Genomic DNA, 18,843 nt, shown 5'->3' with positions numbered 1-18,843 from the left:
GCACACTATTACTGCGTTGCGGTGAAGTGACAGAGTACGCGTGAGAAAATGACAAAACAGGGAGAGAGTTTTATTTATGAAAGAAAAATTACTGCATACTCCGGAAGGTGTCAGAGATATTTACAATTCTGAATGCAAAAAGAAGACGGCACTGGAACGCAAGCTCCATCAGGTGCTGGCCCTTTACGGTTATCAGGATATCGAGACGCCGGCCTTCGAGTTTTTTGATATATTTAACAGCGACACGGGAACGGTGAGCTCCCGGGAGATGTTTAAGTTTTTTGACAGAGATAACAACACATTGGTGCTGCGGCCGGATATGACGCCGTCCATCGCCCGAAGCGTGGCGAAGTACTACAGCGACTGTGATTTTCCGCTGCGGCTTTCTTATGTGGGCAATACATTTCTTAACAACAGAAGTTACCAGGGCAAGCTTGCGGAGAAGACGGAACTGGGTGCCGAATACATCAATGATGATTCGCCGGAGGCCGATGCAGAGGCCATTGTCATGATGATTGACTGTTTCCTGGCGGCAGGTTTAAGTGATTTCCGCATCGATATCGGTCAGAGTGAGTTTTACAGGGCTATCATGGAAGCGCTGGATGTTTCTGATGAAGTGAAAGCACAGATCCATGAGTACATAGAGAATAAGAATTCTCTGGGTATGGAGCTGCTTTTGTCGGATATCTCCATGAAGGACTGTTACCGGAACATTTTGCTGGAATATAATGAGCTTTACGGCGACGCCTCCATGCTGGAGCAGGCAAAGAAGCTGACGATCAATCCGGGATGTCAGGCGGCCATCGAGCGTCTGGAGCAGGTGTATGAGGTGATCTGCCATTACGGATACGAGAAATACGTCAGTTTTGATCTGGGTATGGTGAACCATTTCGATTACTATACCGGTATCATTTTCCGGGGATATACTTATGGAACCGGAGATGCCATCGGAAAAGGCGGACGGTATGATAATCTTCTGAGGCAGTTCGGGAAAAATGCGCCGGCCATCGGTTTCACTATCCTGGTGGATGACATGCTCTCCGCTCTGGACAGACAGAATATTCCGGTATCCATCCGGGAATTCGAATATTCCGTACTTCTTTATAACAGAAAAGATATGCCGGCGGCCATTCATCTGGCTATGGATCTTCGAAGCGGCGGAGATAAGATTGAGTGCATCTGTATGGAAGACGGTGAGAAGGCCGGAGAATATATTTCTTTTGCGAAAGGGCAGGGTGCCCGTTCGGTATTCGTGCTGGAGGGCGATGCGCTGATCATCCATGATTTTTCCGCCGGCAGAGTGATCAAGACCGGTCTGACAAATTTCAGGAGGGAGTATTAGAATGCGGTATTTAACATTTGCCCTGTCAAAGGGGCGTCTGGCAAAAACGACCATGGCTATGTTTGAAGAACTGGGCATTACCTGTGAGGCCATGAAAGATAAAGATACGAGAAAACTGATTTTTGTCAATGAGGAGCTGAAACTTAAGTTTTTCCTGGCAAAAGCTTCCGATGTACCGACCTATGTGGAATACGGGGCAGCGGATATCGGTGTGGTTGGAGAAGATACGATTCTCGAAGAGGGAAGAAATCTTTATGAAGTGATGGATCTGGGGTTTGGAAAGTGCCGTATGTGCGTGTGCGGGCCTGCCTCTGCCAGAGAGAAGCTCAAACACGGGGAGCTGATCCGCGTGGCATCCAAATATCCGCATATCGCCAAAGATTACTTCTATAATAAGAAGTTTCAGACTGTGGAGATCATCAAACTGAACGGCTCCGTGGAACTGGCGCCGATCGTGGGGCTTTCCGAGGTGATCGTGGATATCGTGGAGACCGGTTCTACTCTCAGAGCCAACGGCCTTGAAGTACTGGAAGAGATCTGTTCGCTGTCAGCCCGGATGGTGGTCAATCAGGTGAGCCTTAAGATGGAGCAGGAGCGGATTCGCAGACTGATCCAGGATCTGCGGGCATTAAAGGCAGCCAGGGCCGGGGAATAAGATACAGATCTTGCAGTGGTTCATTAGAAAAAAGCGGGAAAACAACAAAAATGGGAGGATAACAATGCGAGTTGTAAAAATAGATAAAGAGACAACAAAAGATATTTTAAGTGATCTGCTCAAAAGAAGTCCAAATCAATATGACTCCTATGCAGACAGCGTGCAGGAGATCCTTGACGCAGTAAAAGAAAAAGGGGATGAAGCGCTGTTTGGTTATACGGAGAAGTTCGACGGATGTAAGCTGACGCCGGAGACCGTTCAGGTAACAGAAGAGGAAATTGCGGCCGCTTACGAGAAAGTGGGACAGGATCTGGTGGAGGTCATCCGCAAGGCCTTAAAGAATATCCGGGAGTATCATGAAAAACAGAAACAATACAGCTGGTTTGATTCCAAACCGGACGGAACGATTCTTGGACAGAAGGTGACGGCTCTGGCTTCCGTGGGGGTCTATGTGCCGGGAGGAAAAGCGGCGTATCCGTCTTCCGTGCTGATGAATATTGTTCCGGCTCAGGTGGCAGGCGTGGAGAAGATCGTCATGGTGACACCGCCGGATAAAAACGGAGAAGTGACGCCGGCTACTCTGGTGGCCGCCCATGAGGCAGGAGCCACCCATGTGTACAAAGTGGGAGGCGCCCAGGCCATCGGCGCGCTGGCTTACGGGACTTCGTCCATTGCTAAAGTAGATAAGATCGTAGGCCCGGGAAATATTTATGTGGCACTGGCCAAAAAGGCAGTGTATGGCCATGTGAGTATCGATTCCATCGCGGGGCCGAGTGAGATTCTTGTGCTGGCCGACGAGACGGCCAACCCGAGGTTTGTGGCGGCGGATCTGCTGTCTCAGGCAGAGCATGACGAGCTGGCCAGCGCCATCCTGGTGACCACCAGCAAGACTTTGGCTTCGCAGGTGGAGGAAGAGATCGAAGGATTTTTAAAGACATTGTCAAGGGCAGAGATTATTCGGAAGTCCCTGGATAATTTCGGCTATATCCTGCTGGCAGACACGCTGGAAGAGGCTATTGAGGTGACAAATAATATCGCTTCCGAACATCTGGAGATCGTGACCGCCAATCCATTTGAGGTGATGACAAAGATCCGGAATGCCGGCGCTATTTTCATGGGCTCTTACAGCTCCGAGCCGCTGGGAGATTATTTTGCGGGACCAAACCATGTGCTGCCGACCAACGGAACAGCGAAGTTCTTCTCTCCGCTGAGTGTGGATGATTTCATTAAAAAGTCAAGCATCATCTACTATTCCAAAGAGGCGCTGGCGCCGATCCACAAAGATATCGAGGCCTTCGCGAAGGCAGAGCACCTGACGGCTCATGCCAATTCCATTGCAGTCCGTTTTGAGGGGGAAGAAGGCAATGAGTGAGAGACGGGCGCATATAGAGAGAATCACGAAAGAGACGAAGATTATCATGGATCTGGATCTCGATGGCAGCGGACAGGCCGATATCCATACCGGTATCGGCTTTTTTGACCACATGTTAAACAGCTTTGCCCGCCATGGATTCTTTGATCTGAAATGTCAGGTGGAAGGCGACCTGGAGGTGGACTGTCATCACACCATTGAGGATACCGGCATTGTGCTGGGACAGGCCATTGCCCGGGCGGCGGGAGATAAAAAAGGCATCCGTCGTTACGGTAATTTTCTCCTGCCCATGGATGAGACGCTGGTACTTTCCGCGGTGGATCTGTCCGGACGGCCGTATCTGGTCTGCGACTTGCCTTTTACGGTGGAAAAGGTCGGAGGCTTTGACACGGAGATGGTGCGGGAATTTTTCTACGCTGTATCTTACAGCGCGGCCATGAATCTGCATCTGAAACTTATGCACGGGGTGAACAATCATCACATCATAGAGGCGGCGTTCAAGGCCTTTGCCAAAGCCCTTGACGAGGCGGTGTCCTATGACAGCCGCATCACTGATGTGCTGTCCACAAAAGGCTCCCTGTAAATTTTATCTGGTTTGGAGGAAAATTATGGATTATATAAAGTTGATCGCGCAGATTTCGTCAGATGACGATAAAGAACAGGTGCAGGAGACCGCCCGGTATTATGACAACAGCGGCGCTGACGAGCTGTATTATTACGATGGGCAGTCCTTTAAAGAAGGAAAAGAAGAGGATATTAAGACCATGCAGACGATTTGCCGCAGTGCGGATATTCCGTTTAATGTCTGTGCGAAGGTGAAACGGTTTGAAGATATCAAAAAGATGATTTACGCCGGAGCGAAAAGAGTGTTTGTGAAGACAGAGGGACAGGAGAATCTGGATGCGGTGAAAGAAGCTTCCGAGCGGTTCGGAGCTGACAGAATCTATCTCTATCTGGAGATGGATGCCCTCGCTGCCGCCTCTGCCAAAGAAAATGCTGCGGAAGCGGGCGCCGATCCGGCAGAGCAGCCGGGAAACGGGACGTTGAGTCTGCCGGAACGCTGCCTGCTCCGTGCCAGAAAGGCAGTGGAGGAGGAAGGCTTTGGCGGGATCGTGCTGGCCGGAGACTTTATGGAGAATGTCTATGTCCAGACGGCGGATTTCTTAAAAGTGAAGCTGAATGTGCCGGTCTTTATCATAGCGGAAACCGGCGACGAGGCGGCAGCCGCCGACCTGTTGAAGATGAGCATGGCAGAGGGGATGATCTTTGCCTGCACATCGGAAAAAAGATTAGACTTTATGGCAGTCAAACAGTATTTAAAAGCGCAGAAACTGCCGGTCAACACCTTTGAGAGCGCCATTTCCTTTGAGGATTTCAAATTAAACAGCGACGGCATGATTCCGGTCATCACCCAGGATTACAAGACCGGGGAAGTGTTGATGCTTGCCTATATGACAAAAGAATCTTTTGAGAAGACCATTGCCACCGGAAAGATGACATATTTCAGCCGAAGCCGTCAGGAACTCTGGACCAAGGGCGACACCTCCGGCCACTATCAGTATGTAAAATCCCTGACGCTGGACTGTGACAATGACACTATTCTGGCAAAGGTAGCGCAGATCGGCGCCGCCTGCCACACCGGCAGCCGCACCTGTTTCTTTAAAGAACTTGTCAGGAAAGAATACGATGACAGAAATCCTCTGGCGGTATTTGAGGATGTGTTTGCCACTATCCTGGACCGGAAGGAACATCCGAAGGAAGGTTCCTATACCAACTATCTTTTTGACAAAGGCATTGACAAGATTCTGAAGAAAGTCGGGGAAGAGGCAACGGAGATTGTCATCGCTTCCAAGAATCCGGATGCGGAGGAATTGAAATACGAGATCTGTGACTTCCTCTATCACATGATGGTGCTCATGGCAGACCGTGGTGTAACCTGGAAAGAAATCACAGACGAGCTGGCCCAGAGACATTAAGGACAGCAGGAGATTTTGAAACGGACAGCAAAAGGGGAGAAAAAATGAAACGATTGTTTGACGCCGATGTGGCAAAGGGGTCTGTGGTCAACGGCATTGCCTTTGCCCTCACGGTGCTTGTGTATCAGCTGTGTCCGCCTGTCACCAGTTTTCAGTGGTGTGTGTACGGGGGATTTTTGTTGTGTGTGGCGCTGGGCGGCAATAAGAAAAAATATCTGAATTATCTGTGCAGCATTATCGCCGGATACATCTGGGCATTTTTCTACTGGAATCTGGGCGGATGGTTCATGGCGGCCGGAATGCCGAAAATTCCCGCATTGATGCTGGGGGAATTCATCTGCACCACCGGTCTGTTGTATGTGCATCTGCATCTGCTGAAAAATACCTGGGCCAATGTGGTTCCCTACTGTTTTCTGGCGGTGGCCAGCATCTATGCCACCGGAGGCACGCAGAATACATGGAAATGTGGAATTTCTGTGATCGCGGGTATGACACTTTGTATTATTTATAATATCATTATGGATAAGATTTATGCCATGGCAAAGCCAGCGGCAGAAAAAACAGAGTCTGAGAAACAGGAAAGCAGCAAGGCATAGAATTTTTCCTTTGGAAAATGCGCGGAGATTCTGAAGGAGCATGGTTGAGAGGAGAGGTAGCTATGGGCAGCGTAACTTTTATCTTAAATGGTGAGGAACGGACAGCTGTCTATTCAGGCAGAGAAACGCTGCTGAAATATTTGCGGAATGTGGAGTGCCTGAAAGGAACAAAAGAGGCCTGCGGCATGGGACAGTGCGGCGCCTGCAGCGTCATCATCGATGGAAAACTGTGTCGTTCCTGTGTGACTCTGCTTCAAAATATGCAGGGAAGAACAGTGGAAACCATAGAAAATGTGGCGAAAAACGGAGAACTTTCCGTAATTCAAAAGTCATTTCTGGATGCGGGAGCGGTACAGTGCGGTTTCTGTACGCCGGGCATGGTGATGGCCACAAAGGTGCTGCTGTCCGGAAACTTAAATCCAACAGAGGAAGAAATCTGTGAGGGCTTAAAAAATAACTACTGCCGTTGTACGGGATATGTGAAGATTATAGAGGCAGTCAAACTGGCAGCGGCCAGGCTGCGGGGAGATGAATGCACCCTTCAGGACGTCCGGCAGAAGGAACACACGGAGATCACGGCCGGGGAGAATCAGGAGATTCCGCCGGTGAAGGGAAAAGCTCTCGGAAAGCCGGTCTGGGATGTGGACGGCCCGGCCAAGGTGACCGGCAGCCTGAAGTTCTGCGATGATTATGAGGCGGAAGAATTCGGGGAGGAGCAGATGCTTCACGGAGCCTTTGTGTGGGCGCCTGCGCCCCGGGCAAAGATTCTTTCCATGAAGACAGAGCGGGCAGAGGCGTCAAAAGGCGTGGTCCGGATCGTGACGGCGGCGGACGTTCCCGGCAGTCCTCTGGTGGGTACCTGGACGCCGGAGCAGAAAGTATTTTGTGATGAGGAAGTATATTTCCTGGGGGATGTGCTGGCCCTGGTCGTGGCGGACACCGAAGAACACGCCCGGGCGGCGGCAGCCCTCGTCCAGGTGGACTATGAAGAGATGGAAGGTATCTATACCATGGCCGACGGCTATGCGAAGGAGAGTTTTCTGCTCCATACCGGAAGAGAAGCCGGCGATGTGGAAGCCGCAAAGCAAAAAGAAGGCATCGTCAAACTGAGGGTTTCTAAGGAGATGGAGCGGCAGGAACACGCCTGCATGGAACCGGAATCCGCCATCGGCTATTACAAGGACGGAAAGATGACTGTCTGTTCCTGCACCCAGTCTCCTTTTGAAATCCGACGGATGCTGGCCAGCAATCTGGCCATGAAAGAAGAGGATGTGCGGGTGGTGGCCACTCCGCTGGGAGGCGGTTTCGGCAGTAAATGTGATTCTGTCATCGAGGCGCAGACGGCAGTGGCGGCCTATGTCTGCGGCGGCCCGGTCAAGGTGACGCTCACCCGGGCGGAATCTCTGATTGCCAGCTCCAAACGCCATGGATATCACACCGATTATGAGATCGGTTTTACGGAGGATGGAACGTTCGAGTATCTGGAAAGCCGGATGTTTTCTGACGGCGGCCCATACACCACAGAGAGTTATGGTACACTGATGACCGGATGCCTGATGGCAGGCGGCCCGTATACGGTGAACAACGTCCGCATTGAAGGCAGCGCCATCCGGACTAACAATGTGCTGGGCGGCGCCTTTCGGGGATATGGAATCAATCAGGCGGCGGTTTCCATTGAGACGGCGGTGGACATGATGGCGGAAAAGCTGCATATGGATCCTTTTGAGATCCGGCGGAAAAATGCTGTCCGGGCTGGAAGCTATTCGGTGGGCGGAGAGCTTCTCCAATACAGTGTGGGGCTTGTGGATACCATCAACGCCTGCGAGAGAAAATTAAAAGAAGTTCTGGAAGAATATGAAGGAAAGTATCCTGACGGTGATAAAGTCCTTGGGTACGGTGTTGCCAGCGGTTTTAAAAATGTCGGCATCGGAAAGGGAATCTTTACCGACGACGGCGCCTGCAGGCTGACGCTGAAAGAAGACGGACGGCTGGAGATGATCTGTTCCGGCACAGATATGGGACAGGGATTTCGCACTGCCATGGTACAGATTGCGGCGGAAACCCTCGATATGGATATTGAAAATATAGATATCATCATCGGAGATACGGATATCACCATTCCGACGGGACAGTCGGTCAGCGAGCGGCAGACGCTGTGCGGCGGCAGAGCGGTTTATGAAGCCTGCGAGAATCTCAAAAAAGAACTGGAGAAGAATCCCTGGAAACCGGGAGAGATCCGGAAAGCACAGTATTATTATGTGACGCCGCCTACCTTTGCCATCGGTGATTTTGAGGGAGCAAAGAAAAAAGGTGTTCCATACCGGAACTTTCCGGCTTACGCTTATACCACCCAGGCGGCCATTGTGGAGGTGGATAAGAAGACAGGAGAAGTAAAACTTCTCCGGGTGATCGCCGCCCACGATGTGGGACGGGCCATCAACCCGCATATCATTGAAGGCCAAATCCACGGTTCCTGCTCCATGGGACAGGGGTATGCGCTGACGGAAAGTTATCCAAGCAAAAACGGCTGCCCGACGAAAAGATCCTACAGAGAACTGGGGCTCCCGAAGGCGGAGGATACGCCGGTCTATGATCTGATTCTCATTGAAGATCCGGAACCGACGGGACCGTACGGGGCCAAAGGTATCTCTGAGGTGGCGACGGTTCCCATGACGCCGGCCATTTTGAATGCCATTTACAATGCCATCGGCATCCGTATCAACAGGATACCGGCCTCTCCGGAAGTGATCCGGGAGGCAATCCGCACCGGCAGCTGTGAGGTGCCGTCTATGGAGGAAATGATACAGGCAGGGAAATTATAGAAAAAAATACTTGCTTAATTAAAATATCAGTGTTATAGTATAGAAGATAACGGTAGATGATAGGAGTGGGCGTAAGCCCACTCTTATTGTTTGTGTGGAAAGAGGTGAGATCAACATGAAAAGAACAGAGATTGTTGCGAGGGCAGAAGAACTGGCGGCGCCGATCATTGATGCGAATGATTTTGAGCTTGTCGATGTAGAATATGTAAAAGAAGGTGCCAACTGGTATCTGCGCGTCTATGCAGACAAAGAAGGCGGCATTACCATTGATGACTGTGTTCTCATCAGCCGTGCGCTGGAGCAGAAGCTGGATGAGGAGGACTTTATCAAGGATCCTTACATCCTGGAAGTAAGCTCCCCGGGACTGGGACGGCAGCTGAAAAAAGACAAGGATTTTCAGCGCAGCCTTGGAGAAAAGGTAGAGTGCAAGTTATACAAAGCCGTGGATAAACAGAAAGAATTTGAGGGAATCTTAAAAGATTTCACAGAAGAGACAGTGACCCTTGCTGCCGACAGCGGGGATGTGGTTATAAACAGAAGTGATATTGCGGCCATTCGTCTGGCCATTGATTTCTGACGATACGTATAGCAGGAGGATACGACAAAATGAGTGAATTAATCGATGCTCTCAATCAGTTACAGAAAGAGAAAAATATCGAAAAAGAAGTGATCATGCAGGCAATCGAAGATTCGCTGGTGGCAGCCTGTAACAGAGACTTCGGAAAAAATGCCATCGTGAAAGTGAACATGGACAGAGAGACGGGAGCTATTTCCGTTTTTGTGGAGAAGACAGTAGTGGAAGAAGTGGAGGATTCCGCCACAGAGATCAGTCTTGAGGACGCGAAGATGCGGGATATCCATTACGAGCTGGGAGATGTCGTCAATATTGAAGTGACTCCGAAGAATTTCGGACGTATCGCCGCCCAGCACGCAAGAAGTGTCATTGTCCAGAAGATTAAAGAAGAAGAGCGCAGGGTGCTCTACGAACATTTCTCCCACAAGGAGAAAGATATCGTGACCGGTGTGGTACAGCGTTATAATGGAAAGAATATCTGTATCAGCCTGGATGACAAGACCGATGCGGTCCTGACCGAGAAGGAGCAGGTAAAAGGCGAAGTTTTCCATCCGACAGACCGGATCAAGTTATATATTATAGAAGTAAAAGATACCAATAAGGGACCGAAGATCCTTGTATCCAGAACCCATCCGGAACTGGTGAAGAGACTATTCGAAAAAGAGGTTGCGGAAGTTTACGACGGTACCGTGGAGATCAAGAGCATCGCCAGAGAAGCCGGTTCCCGTACAAAGATCGCAGTGGCTTCCAACGATCCGAACGTGGATCCGGTCGGCGCCTGCGTCGGCATTAACGGCGCCCGTGTCAACGCCATTGTCAATGACTTAAAGGGCGAGAAGATCGATATCATCACCTGGAGCGACGACCCGGCCGTTCTCATCGAGAACGCTTTAAGTCCGTCCAACGTCATCTCCGTGGACGTGGATCCGGAAGAGAAGAGCGCGAGAGTGGTAGTACCGGATTACCAGCTGTCCCTGGCCATCGGCAAGGAAGGACAGAACGCTCGTCTGGCGGCAAAATTAACCGGATACAAGATTGATATCAAGAGCGAGAGTCAGGCGGCAGAGCTGCAGGAAGAGCTTGATTTTGACGATTCCTTCGATATGGATGATTCCTTTGAGGATGACTCTTTTGAAGATGACTACGCCGGCGGGAATGCAGATAACCTCGGAGAGGTTTACGCCGACGAGAATGCTGACGTAGAAGATCACGCCGGTGAGTCTGACAGCGATCACGCTGATGCGGCAGATGCCGGTGAAGCGGAGACCGATGTGGTTCCTTCTGAGGAGTCAGAGACAGAAATGTCCGGTGATGATGAAGAATCTGCTTCGAAGAATTTTGAAGAATAATGGATGAACGGTGACAGACTATGGGAAAGAAGATACCGTTAAGACAGTGTGTAGGCTGCCGGGAAATGAAGTCGAAAAAAGAATTGATACGCGTCATTAAAACGCCGGAAAATGAAGTTCTCCTCGATGTGAACGGAAAGACAAACGGCCGCGGGGCTTATCTTTGTTTTTCCACCGAGTGTCTTCAGAAGGCAAAACGTTCAAAAGGACTGGAGCGTTCCCTGAAAATTGCCATTCCGGAAGAGATTTATCATCGCTTAGAGGAGGAGTTGAAGCAATTTGACACAGAGAGACAGAGTGTTATCCATGCTGGGGATGGCCGCGAGAGCAGGCAAAATTGAGAGCGGCGAATTTTCAACAGAGAAAGCTGTAAAGTCCGGCCGTGGACGGCTGGTGATCGTGGCGGAAGATGCCTCCGGCAATACCAAAAAGATGTTTACCAATATGTGTAAATATTACGAAGTCCCCCTCGTGGTTTTTGGCACAAAAGAGGAATTAGGGCATTGGATCGGGAAAGCATACAGGGCTTCCATCTGTATCTTAGATGAAGGTTTTGCAAAGGCAGTACTGAAAAAAATTAATCTAAATATGGAGGTGTAGCGGATGCCAAAAATGAGAGTACATGAAGTAGCAAAGTTATATAATAAAAGCAGTAAAGAAGTCATTGCTGCGTTAAAGCAGCAGGGAGTAGAAGTACAGAGCCATATGAGCACAGTTACAGAAGAAAATGTTTCAAAATTAAAAGGAGTATTCCAGCCGGCCGGCGGAGAGAAAAAGGCACAGGCCGCTCCGTCCCAGGACAGAGCCGAGAAGCCGGCGGAGCAGCCAAAGAAAAAAGAAGAGAACAGAGAGAAACCGCAGTCAAACCGCGGCGGCCGCGGCAACGACGGTGGAAAAGGCGGTGACGGCAATCGCGGCAGCCGCGACGGCGGCCGTGATGGAAACAGAAACCATGGCGACGGAAACCGGAATCAGAACAGAGACGGCCGCAGCCAGAACCGGAACGACGGAAACCGCCGCAATGACGGCGGAAGAGGCGGCAATAACCGCAATAACGACGGCCGGAACTTTAATCGCAATGACGGCGGAAGAAACAATGATGGTGGCCGGAACAACCGTGACGGAAACAGAAATCATGGAGACGGAAGCCGGAATCAGAACCGGAATGACGGAAACCGCCGCAATGATGGCGGAAGAGGCGGCGATAACCGCAATAACCGTAATAACGACAGACGGAACCGCAATAAGTCCATGATGGGTGCGGATACACCGATGAATGCAAAAGAGAGCAGAAACGGAAAAGAAAACCGCCATGAGATTAACCGGGAACACAGTCGTGAAAATCAGAACCGGAATGATGATTCCAGAGATTCCCGCGGCGGCCGGAATAATCGCCGGAATAATAACCGCAATAATAATTACAATAATAATAATCAGAAACGCAATAAAAATAAAGGTAAACAGCCGGTGATTCAGCAGCCGGTCAAACATGAGGAGCCGAAGGAAGAGGTAATCCGCAATATTACCCTGCCAAATCCGGTTTCACTGAAAGAACTGGCAGAGGCATGTAAAGTAACGCCGGCAGTGATCATCAAAAAGCTGTTCATGGCTGGTCAGATGGTGACTATCAATACAGAGTTTACCTTTGATGAGGCAGCGGAGATTGCCCTGGAGTATAACTGCATCGCTGAAGAAGAAGTGAAGGTAGATGTGATCGAAGAGCTGCTGAAGGAAGAAGATGATGACGAGAGCACACTGGTGGGACGTCCGCCGGTTGTCTGTGTTATGGGTCACGTTGACCATGGTAAAACTTCTCTTCTGGATGCCATCCGTTCCACGCATGTAACGGAAGGAGAGGCCGGAGGAATCACACAGCATATCGGTGCTTATGTGGTAAACATCAATGATGAGAAGATCACTTTCCTGGATACTCCGGGACATGAGGCCTTTACTTCCATGCGTCTTCGTGGTGCGCAGGCGACAGATATCGCCGTGCTGGTGGTTGCAGCCGATGACGGCGTGATGCCGCAGACCGTTGAGGCCATTAACCATGCAAAGGCTGCAGATGTTGAAGTCATTGTGGCGGTCAACAAGATTGATAAAGAAGGCGCCAATGTGGAGAGAGTAAAGCAGGAGCTGACAGAGTACGGTCTCATTGCTGAGGACTGGGGCGGCAGCACCGTCTTTGTTCCGGTGTCCGCAAAGACCGGCGAAGGTATTCAGGAGCTTCTGGAAATGATTTCCCTGACAGCGGAAGTGATGGAACTTAAGGCTAATCCGAACCGAAAGGCCAGAGGTCTCGTCATCGAGGCGAAGCTTGACAAAGGCCGCGGACCGGTGGCGACGATCCTTATTCAGAAGGGTACACTTCATGTGGGCGACTGCATCAATATCGGTCACGCTTACGGACGTGTCCGTGCCATGCTTGACGACAAGGGTAACCGTGTCAAAGCGGCGGGACCATCCATGCCTGTGGAGATCCTCGGTTTGAATGACGTGCCGTTTTCCGGTGAAGTCATGATGGCCCATGACAACGAGAAGGAAGCACGTACCACAGCGGAAGCGTTCGTGGCCTACAGCAGAGAAAAGATGCTTGAGGAGACCAAGAGCAAACTGTCTCTGGATGACCTCTTTGATCAGATCCAGGCTGGTAATGTCAAAGAGCTGAATTTGGTAGTAAAAGCGGATGTTCAGGGTTCTGTGGAGGCAGTGAAACAGAGTCTTACAAAGCTTTCCAATGATGAGGTTATGATCAAGGTCATCCACGGCGGCGTCGGTGCCATCAATGAATCTGACGTAACGCTGGCTTCCGCATCCAACGCCATCATCATCGGATTTAACGTTCGTCCGGACGCCATGGCCAAATCTGTGGCAGAGAGAGAAAAAGTCGACATGCGTCTGTACCGTGTCATCTATAATGCTATCGAAGATATCGAAGCGGCCATGAAAGGTATGCTGGATCCGGTATATCAGGAGAAGGTGACCGGACATCTGGAAGTCCGCCAGATTTACAAGGCTTCCGGCGTGGGAACCATCGCCGGCTGCTATGTGACAGACGGAGAAATTTCAAGAACTTCCCAGACACGAATTGTCCGGGACGGCATCGTTATTTACGAGGGAACGCTGGCTTCCTTAAAACGTTTCAAAGACGACGTGAAAGAAGTGAAAGCCGGATTTGAATGTGGCCTTGTCTTTGAGAAATATAATGATGTCAAAGAGGGCGACCAGATCGAGGCATTCGTAATGGAAGAGGTGCCAAGATAGTATCAGAATTTGCAGGAGATATTGAAATATGAGAAAAAACAGTGTAAAAAATACCCGGATCAATTCAGAGGTATTGCGAGAACTGAGCCGTATTATTTCAAGAGAAATCAAAGACCCGAGAATCTCCCCCATGACGACCGTGGTAGCCGTGGAGGTAGCTCCTGATTTAAAGACCTGTAAGGCGTATATCAGTGTCCTGGGAGATGAGGAAGAACAGGCAGATACCCTGGAAGGCCTCAGAAATGCCCACGGCTATATCAAGAGGGAGCTGGCCCACAGCATTAATCTGCGCAATACGCCGGATATCCGGTTTATTCTGGACCAGTCCATCGCCTACGGCGTCAATATGTCGAAAAAAATCGATATCATCAATGCGGAGCTTCATGAGAGGGAAAAAGCGGCTCAGGAAAAAGGAGAAGCATCTGACGAGCATGTAAATGGGGAGGAGGCCTGACAGTGACTTCCAGTAAAAAAATAAACAGGCAGGCGGTAAGTCTGTTTTTCCGCAAAATAAAAGAGGCGGATCGCATCGCCATCTCCGGGCATATAAACCCGGACGGCGACTGTGTCGGAGCCTGCCTTGGACTCTGCACATATATTCTGGATCTGGATCCGGCAAAAAAAGTGGATATTTTTCTGGAGCCGATCAGTGAGAAGTTCCGCTTTTTAAAACATGCCGATAAGATTCTGCAGGAGAAACCGGACGAAGAACCCTATGATCTTTATTTTTCACTGGATTGTTCTGATCCGGAGCGTCTGGGAGCGTTTCGGGAAGAATTTGAGAAAGCGGAGTTTAAAATCTGTGTGGATCACCATATCAGTAATCAGGGATTTGGGGACCTGACGTTCATCGATGCGGAGGCTTCTTCCACCTGTGAGATCTTATACGATATTTTTGAGGAGAAGGAGATCTCTTTCGATACAGCGCAGTGCCTTTATCTGGGGATCGTCCATGATACCGGTGTGTTCAAACACAGCAACACGACCAGAAAAGTGATGGAAATCGCAGGCGTCCTCATCGAAAAAGGAGTACGCCCGGATTTCATCATTGATGAGACATTTTATAAGAAAACATATATCCAGAACCAGATTCTCGGCCGGGCCCTGATGGAAAGTATTCTTCTTCTGGATGGCAAGATTATTTTTTCCGCCATCAAGAAAAAAGATATGGATTTCTACGGCATTGAAAGCGGAGACCTGGACGGAGTCATCGACCAGCTCCGGGTGACGGAAGGCGTGGAGTGTGCTCTGTTCCTTTATGAAAAGGTGGAGGGACAGTTTAAGGTCAGCCTTCGTTCCAACGGAAATGTCGATGTGAGAAAGATTGCCGAGAACTTCGGCGGAGGCGGTCATGTACGGGCAGCCGGCTGTACGGTGGATGGAAATGTAAGGGATATCGTCAATAACATCACTCCGTTTATTGAGCAGCAGCTGAAACAGGAAAAGAGCGTATGATCAACGGCATTTTAAATATAAAAAAAGAAAAGGGATTTACTTCCCATGATGTGGTGGCAAAGCTGCGGGGCATTCTCCGCCAGAAAAAGATCGGTCACACCGGAACCCTGGACCCGGACGCAGAGGGTGTGCTTCCGGTCTGCCTGGGAAAAGCAACCCGGCTCTGTGACAGGATCGGTGACTGGGAGAAGACCTATACGGCAACCCTGCTTCTCGGAAGGACCACCGATACGGAAGATACTTCCGGGACTGTGCTGGAGGAAAGACCGGTCACGGTCAGCGAGGAAGATGTGCGGAAGATCATGGAGACATTCTTAGGAGACTATGCACAGGTTCCTCCCATGTATTCTGCCAAAAAGGTCCGCGGAAAAAAGCTCTATGAGCTGGCAAGGGAGGGCATTGTCATCGAAAGGAAGCCCTGTTCCGTCACCATTTTTGATTTGGATATTCAGGAGATCTGCCTTCCCCGGGTCATCTTTTCTGTCCGCTGTTCCAAGGGAACGTATATCCGGAGCCTTTGCCGGGATATCGGCGAAAAAGCAGGCTGCGGAGGCTGTATGGAAGCTTTGACCCGGACACAGGTGGCATTTTTTGATATTCGGGATGCGGTGACTCTGGCGGAAGTGGAACAGCTGCGGGATGCGGGAACCCTTTCTGCGCATATCCGTCCCATTGATTCTGTTTTTGCGGAGTATCCGCCGGTGCAGGTTTTGGAAAAGGAAGAAAAGAAGCTTTATAACGGTAATCCGGTTCCATGGGAGTCCTGTGTGCCGCAGCCGTATCCGGAAGCGGAACCTCTGGCTGCCGGGACAGATGATTCCGGGCTGTACCGGGTATATGATAAAGAAGGATATTTTATTGGGATATACAGAAAACGCGCAGGTTCGCAGACACTGCATCCGGATAAGCTGTTTTTTGATATGCCGCAATAGCCGATCATGCCCTGAGACAGTGCTGTATTTGTTTTTGAACGGCCGAAAAGATACATGCCGCATGACAGGAGACATCATTAGGAGAACGAGACATGGAATACATCAAGGACCCGGATTTCCGGTTGGAAAATACGGCGGTGGCGCTGGGAAAGTTCGAGGGACTGCACCGGGGACACCAGCTTTTATTTGATGAAATAAAAAAACAAAAGACAGAGGGTTTAAAAAGCGTAGTTTTTACCTTTGACATGCCGCCGCGCTCGGCGCTGAGCGGCGATAAATCTTACCAGCAGATTTACACAAAAGAAGAGCGGCGGCTGATTCTGGAAGAAATGCAGATCGATATTCTCATTGAACATCCGTTCACAAAAGAGTTTGCCGCGCAGACTCCGGAGGAGTTTGTAAAAAATGTTTTGGTGGAAAAAACCGGAGCGAAAAAGATTGTGGTCGGCAGAGACTTCCGGTTTGGAAAGAAACGTTCCGGAGATGTCAGTCTCTTAAAAGAGCTGGCGCCTCAATATGGCTATGAGCTGATTGTCATCGAGAAACTTCAGATGGGACATAAGGATGTCAGCAGTACAAGAATCCGCGCCCATCTGGAAAAGGGGGAGATGGAGGAAGCGGCGAAGCTTCTTGGAAGACCCTATGCAGTCATCGGTGAAGTGGTCCATGGAAAGGCTCTGGGACGGACCATACAGATACCTACGGCGAATCAGACGGCAAATGTAAACAAACTGATGCCGCCAAATGGCGTGTACATTTCCCGGATTTTTATCGAAGGGGAAGAAGAGTATCACTATGGCATCACCAATGTGGGCGTGAAGCCAACGGTGGAAGAACACGCTGCCAAAGATGTGGAGACGAACATCGTGGATTTTGACCGGGACATTTACGGAAAAACGATCAAAGTAGAACTGCTCCATTACCGTCGTCCGGAGATGCAGTTTGGCTCTTTGGATGAATTGCGGAAACAAATGGAAAAGGATGTCAACGCCGCTGTTCAATATGCTCAAAAAAACGGATAAAAATCTATCCAAATTAGCAAAATTGTGGTATACTATTCTCAAATCATCAACTGCATTTCCGGAAATACCGGATGACATAAAAAGGAGTGATGTTATGAATACGATTATCACAATTGGAAGACAGTATGGAAGCGGAGGAAGAGAAATCGGCCAGAAACTGGCAGACTATTACGGCATTCCTTTCTATGATAAGGAGCTTTTGAAAGTGGCTGCCAAAGAGAGCGGCATCTGTGAGGAGATGTTCGAGAATTATGATGAGAAGCCGACCACCAGTTTCCTCTATTCTCTGGTCATGGATCCTTACGCATTGGGATATAATGCAGCTTCCTTTGATATGCCACTCAATCAGAAAGTATTTCTGGCAGCTTTTGACGCCATCAAAAAAGTAGCGGATAAGGGTCCGTGTGTTATCGTGGGACGCTGTGCCGATTATGCCCTCAAGGATTATGATAATAAGCTGAATGTGTTCATCCATGCTCCGATGTCTTTCAAGAAGCACCGGATCAATGAGCAGTACAATATCCCGCTGGAGAAGGCAAAAGATGAGGCTGTAAAGATTGACAAGCAGCGGGCCAGCTATTATAACTACTACACTTCCAGAAAATGGGGCGATTTAAAGAGTTACGATATGACTATCGACAGCAGTATCCTCGGCATTGATGGCACTGTGGAATTGATCAAGTCTGCGGTAGCGTTAAAGGAAGCAAAATAATAAGCCGCAGATGAGAGGATTCTTTCTGAAAATGATTTTATTTCAATGACAAATATTGAACAATATGCGATACTGCCGCGCGGGATTTCCGTGCGGCAGTATTTTTGTGGAAAGATATGAGACTTTTAAACTGTGGCGGCCACCGGTGTGACAATGCCGTGACAAAATATTGGATCAATCGTATTTTATGATTCATGGGCATGGTCGTACATTTTTTGGATCTTTGGCGGAAGTTTATCGGGAAGCATGGCCGTTAAACGGTCTTCGCTGCCGTCTTTTATGGCCTCATCATAGTACCAGCATTTAAAGCGTATCATATCGAGGACTCTCTCCAGCTTTTCGATTTCTTTTTCCACGGCGGCTTTCTGGCGGACAAAAAGAGCTTTCCGCTGCGGATAGGTGCTGCTGCCCTCTTCACACCATTCCATGAACTGCTTGATATCTTTGATCTCCATGCCGGAACGCTTCAGACAGTCGATGACCTGGAGGGCCTCCAGCTGCTGTTCGCCGAAGCGGCGGATGCCGGAAGTACGTTCCATGCCGGGGAATAAGCCTTCCTTATCATAATATCGAAGGGTGGAGATGGGAATGTGAAACATTTCGGATATCTGACCAATGGTATACATACAAAAACCTCCTGTTAAAAAATCAAAAAAATGCTTGACCTAAAGTCAGATTTAGGTGTTAAGATGATTTTAGCACGAAAAGAAAACGCCGTCAACATGACGGTTGGCCTGGACATCTATATTGTGCATTTGAAATGGAGGCAGAT

General features: G+C 49.6%; 18 protein-coding genes. 17 read left to right on the top strand and 1 reads right to left on the bottom strand.

Annotated elements, in window-relative coordinates; translation table 11 throughout:
- Positions 1–76 precede the first annotated feature (76 nt).
- The 17 genes from hisZ (at position 77) to B5E53_RS03925 (ending at position 18,071) form a co-directional block, all read left to right on the top strand.
- The gene (gene hisZ, locus B5E53_RS04005; RefSeq protein ID WP_087312756.1) at positions 77–1,342 is read left to right on the top strand and encodes an ATP phosphoribosyltransferase regulatory subunit; all 1,266 of its coding nucleotides are present in this window, start codon (positions 77–79) and stop codon (positions 1,340–1,342) included.
- 1 nt (position 1,343) lies between these two features.
- Entirely contained in the window at positions 1,344–1,997 is a 654-nt protein-coding gene (gene hisG, locus B5E53_RS04000) for an ATP phosphoribosyltransferase (RefSeq protein WP_087312755.1), read from the top strand.
- Positions 1,998–2,061: 64 nt separating this feature from the next.
- Positions 2,062–3,369 (top strand): histidinol dehydrogenase, encoded by a 1,308-nt coding sequence (hisD, locus tag B5E53_RS03995; RefSeq protein ID WP_087312754.1) that lies wholly within the window; start codon positions 2,062–2,064, stop codon positions 3,367–3,369.
- Entirely contained in the window at positions 3,362–3,952 is a 591-nt protein-coding gene (hisB, locus tag B5E53_RS03990) for an imidazoleglycerol-phosphate dehydratase HisB (protein ID WP_087312753.1), read from the top strand. Before hisD ends, hisB begins: the two co-directional genes overlap by 8 nt.
- A gap of 25 nt (positions 3,953–3,977) precedes the next feature.
- Positions 3,978–5,345: a bifunctional phosphoribosyl-AMP cyclohydrolase/phosphoribosyl-ATP diphosphatase HisIE gene (hisIE, locus tag B5E53_RS03985; protein ID WP_087312752.1), complete on the top strand. Its 1,368-nt coding sequence runs from the start codon at positions 3,978–3,980 to the stop codon at positions 5,343–5,345.
- Between the two features lie 44 nt (positions 5,346–5,389).
- Positions 5,390–5,941, top strand: a complete 552-nt coding sequence (locus B5E53_RS03980; protein ID WP_087312751.1) for a DUF1097 family protein — start codon at positions 5,390–5,392, stop codon at positions 5,939–5,941.
- 62 nt (positions 5,942–6,003) lie between these two features.
- The gene (locus tag B5E53_RS03975) at positions 6,004–8,763 is read left to right on the top strand and encodes a molybdopterin cofactor-binding domain-containing protein (RefSeq protein ID WP_162611776.1); all 2,760 of its coding nucleotides are present in this window, start codon (positions 6,004–6,006) and stop codon (positions 8,761–8,763) included.
- Between the two features lie 115 nt (positions 8,764–8,878).
- Positions 8,879–9,340 (top strand): ribosome maturation factor RimP, encoded by a 462-nt coding sequence (gene rimP, locus B5E53_RS03970; RefSeq protein WP_087312749.1) that lies wholly within the window; start codon positions 8,879–8,881, stop codon positions 9,338–9,340.
- A 29-nt stretch (positions 9,341–9,369) separates the two neighbouring features.
- Positions 9,370–10,686 carry a transcription termination factor NusA gene (gene nusA, locus B5E53_RS03965; RefSeq protein ID WP_087312748.1) on the top strand — a complete coding sequence of 439 codons (1,317 nt, stop codon included), beginning with the start codon at positions 9,370–9,372 and terminating at the stop codon, positions 10,684–10,686.
- A gap of 20 nt (positions 10,687–10,706) precedes the next feature.
- Positions 10,707–11,027 carry a YlxR family protein gene (locus tag B5E53_RS03960; RefSeq protein WP_087312747.1) on the top strand — a complete coding sequence of 107 codons (321 nt, stop codon included), beginning with the start codon at positions 10,707–10,709 and terminating at the stop codon, positions 11,025–11,027.
- Positions 11,002–11,286 (top strand): ribosomal L7Ae/L30e/S12e/Gadd45 family protein, encoded by a 285-nt coding sequence (locus B5E53_RS03955; protein WP_343215583.1) that lies wholly within the window; start codon positions 11,002–11,004, stop codon positions 11,284–11,286. The genes B5E53_RS03960 and B5E53_RS03955 overlap by 26 nt, the downstream gene beginning before the upstream one ends.
- Positions 11,287–11,289: 3 nt before the next feature.
- On the top strand, positions 11,290–13,950 hold the full coding sequence (gene infB, locus B5E53_RS03950) for a translation initiation factor IF-2 (RefSeq protein ID WP_087312745.1): 2,661 nt from the start codon (positions 11,290–11,292) through the stop codon (positions 13,948–13,950).
- Positions 13,951–13,978: 28 nt separating this feature from the next.
- Positions 13,979–14,404, top strand: a complete 426-nt coding sequence (rbfA, locus tag B5E53_RS03945; RefSeq protein WP_087312744.1) for a 30S ribosome-binding factor RbfA — start codon at positions 13,979–13,981, stop codon at positions 14,402–14,404.
- A 2-nt stretch (positions 14,405–14,406) separates the two neighbouring features.
- Positions 14,407–15,405, top strand: a complete 999-nt coding sequence (locus tag B5E53_RS03940) for a bifunctional oligoribonuclease/PAP phosphatase NrnA (protein ID WP_242963505.1) — start codon at positions 14,407–14,409, stop codon at positions 15,403–15,405.
- Positions 15,402–16,337 (top strand): tRNA pseudouridine(55) synthase TruB, encoded by a 936-nt coding sequence (gene truB, locus B5E53_RS03935; protein WP_087312743.1) that lies wholly within the window; start codon positions 15,402–15,404, stop codon positions 16,335–16,337. The genes B5E53_RS03940 and truB overlap by 4 nt, the downstream gene beginning before the upstream one ends.
- Positions 16,338–16,429: 92 nt before the next feature.
- Positions 16,430–17,359: a bifunctional riboflavin kinase/FAD synthetase gene (locus B5E53_RS03930; RefSeq protein WP_087312742.1), complete on the top strand. Its 930-nt coding sequence runs from the start codon at positions 16,430–16,432 to the stop codon at positions 17,357–17,359.
- A 94-nt stretch (positions 17,360–17,453) separates the two neighbouring features.
- Entirely contained in the window at positions 17,454–18,071 is a 618-nt protein-coding gene (locus B5E53_RS03925; RefSeq protein ID WP_087312741.1) for a cytidylate kinase-like family protein, read from the top strand.
- A 185-nt stretch (positions 18,072–18,256) separates the two neighbouring features.
- On the opposite strand, the gene B5E53_RS03920 is transcribed toward B5E53_RS03925, so the two are convergent.
- The gene (locus B5E53_RS03920; protein WP_087312740.1) at positions 18,257–18,697 is read right to left on the bottom strand and encodes a MerR family transcriptional regulator; all 441 of its coding nucleotides are present in this window, start codon (positions 18,695–18,697) and stop codon (positions 18,257–18,259) included.
- Positions 18,698–18,843 lie beyond the last annotated feature (146 nt).

Source organism: Eubacterium sp. An11, from assembly GCF_002161065.1.
Lineage (GTDB): Bacteria > Bacillota > Clostridia > Lachnospirales > Lachnospiraceae > Anaerobutyricum > Anaerobutyricum faecale.
Note: the sequence above shows the minus strand (reverse complement) of the source record. Positions and strands in the feature narration are given on the sequence as shown.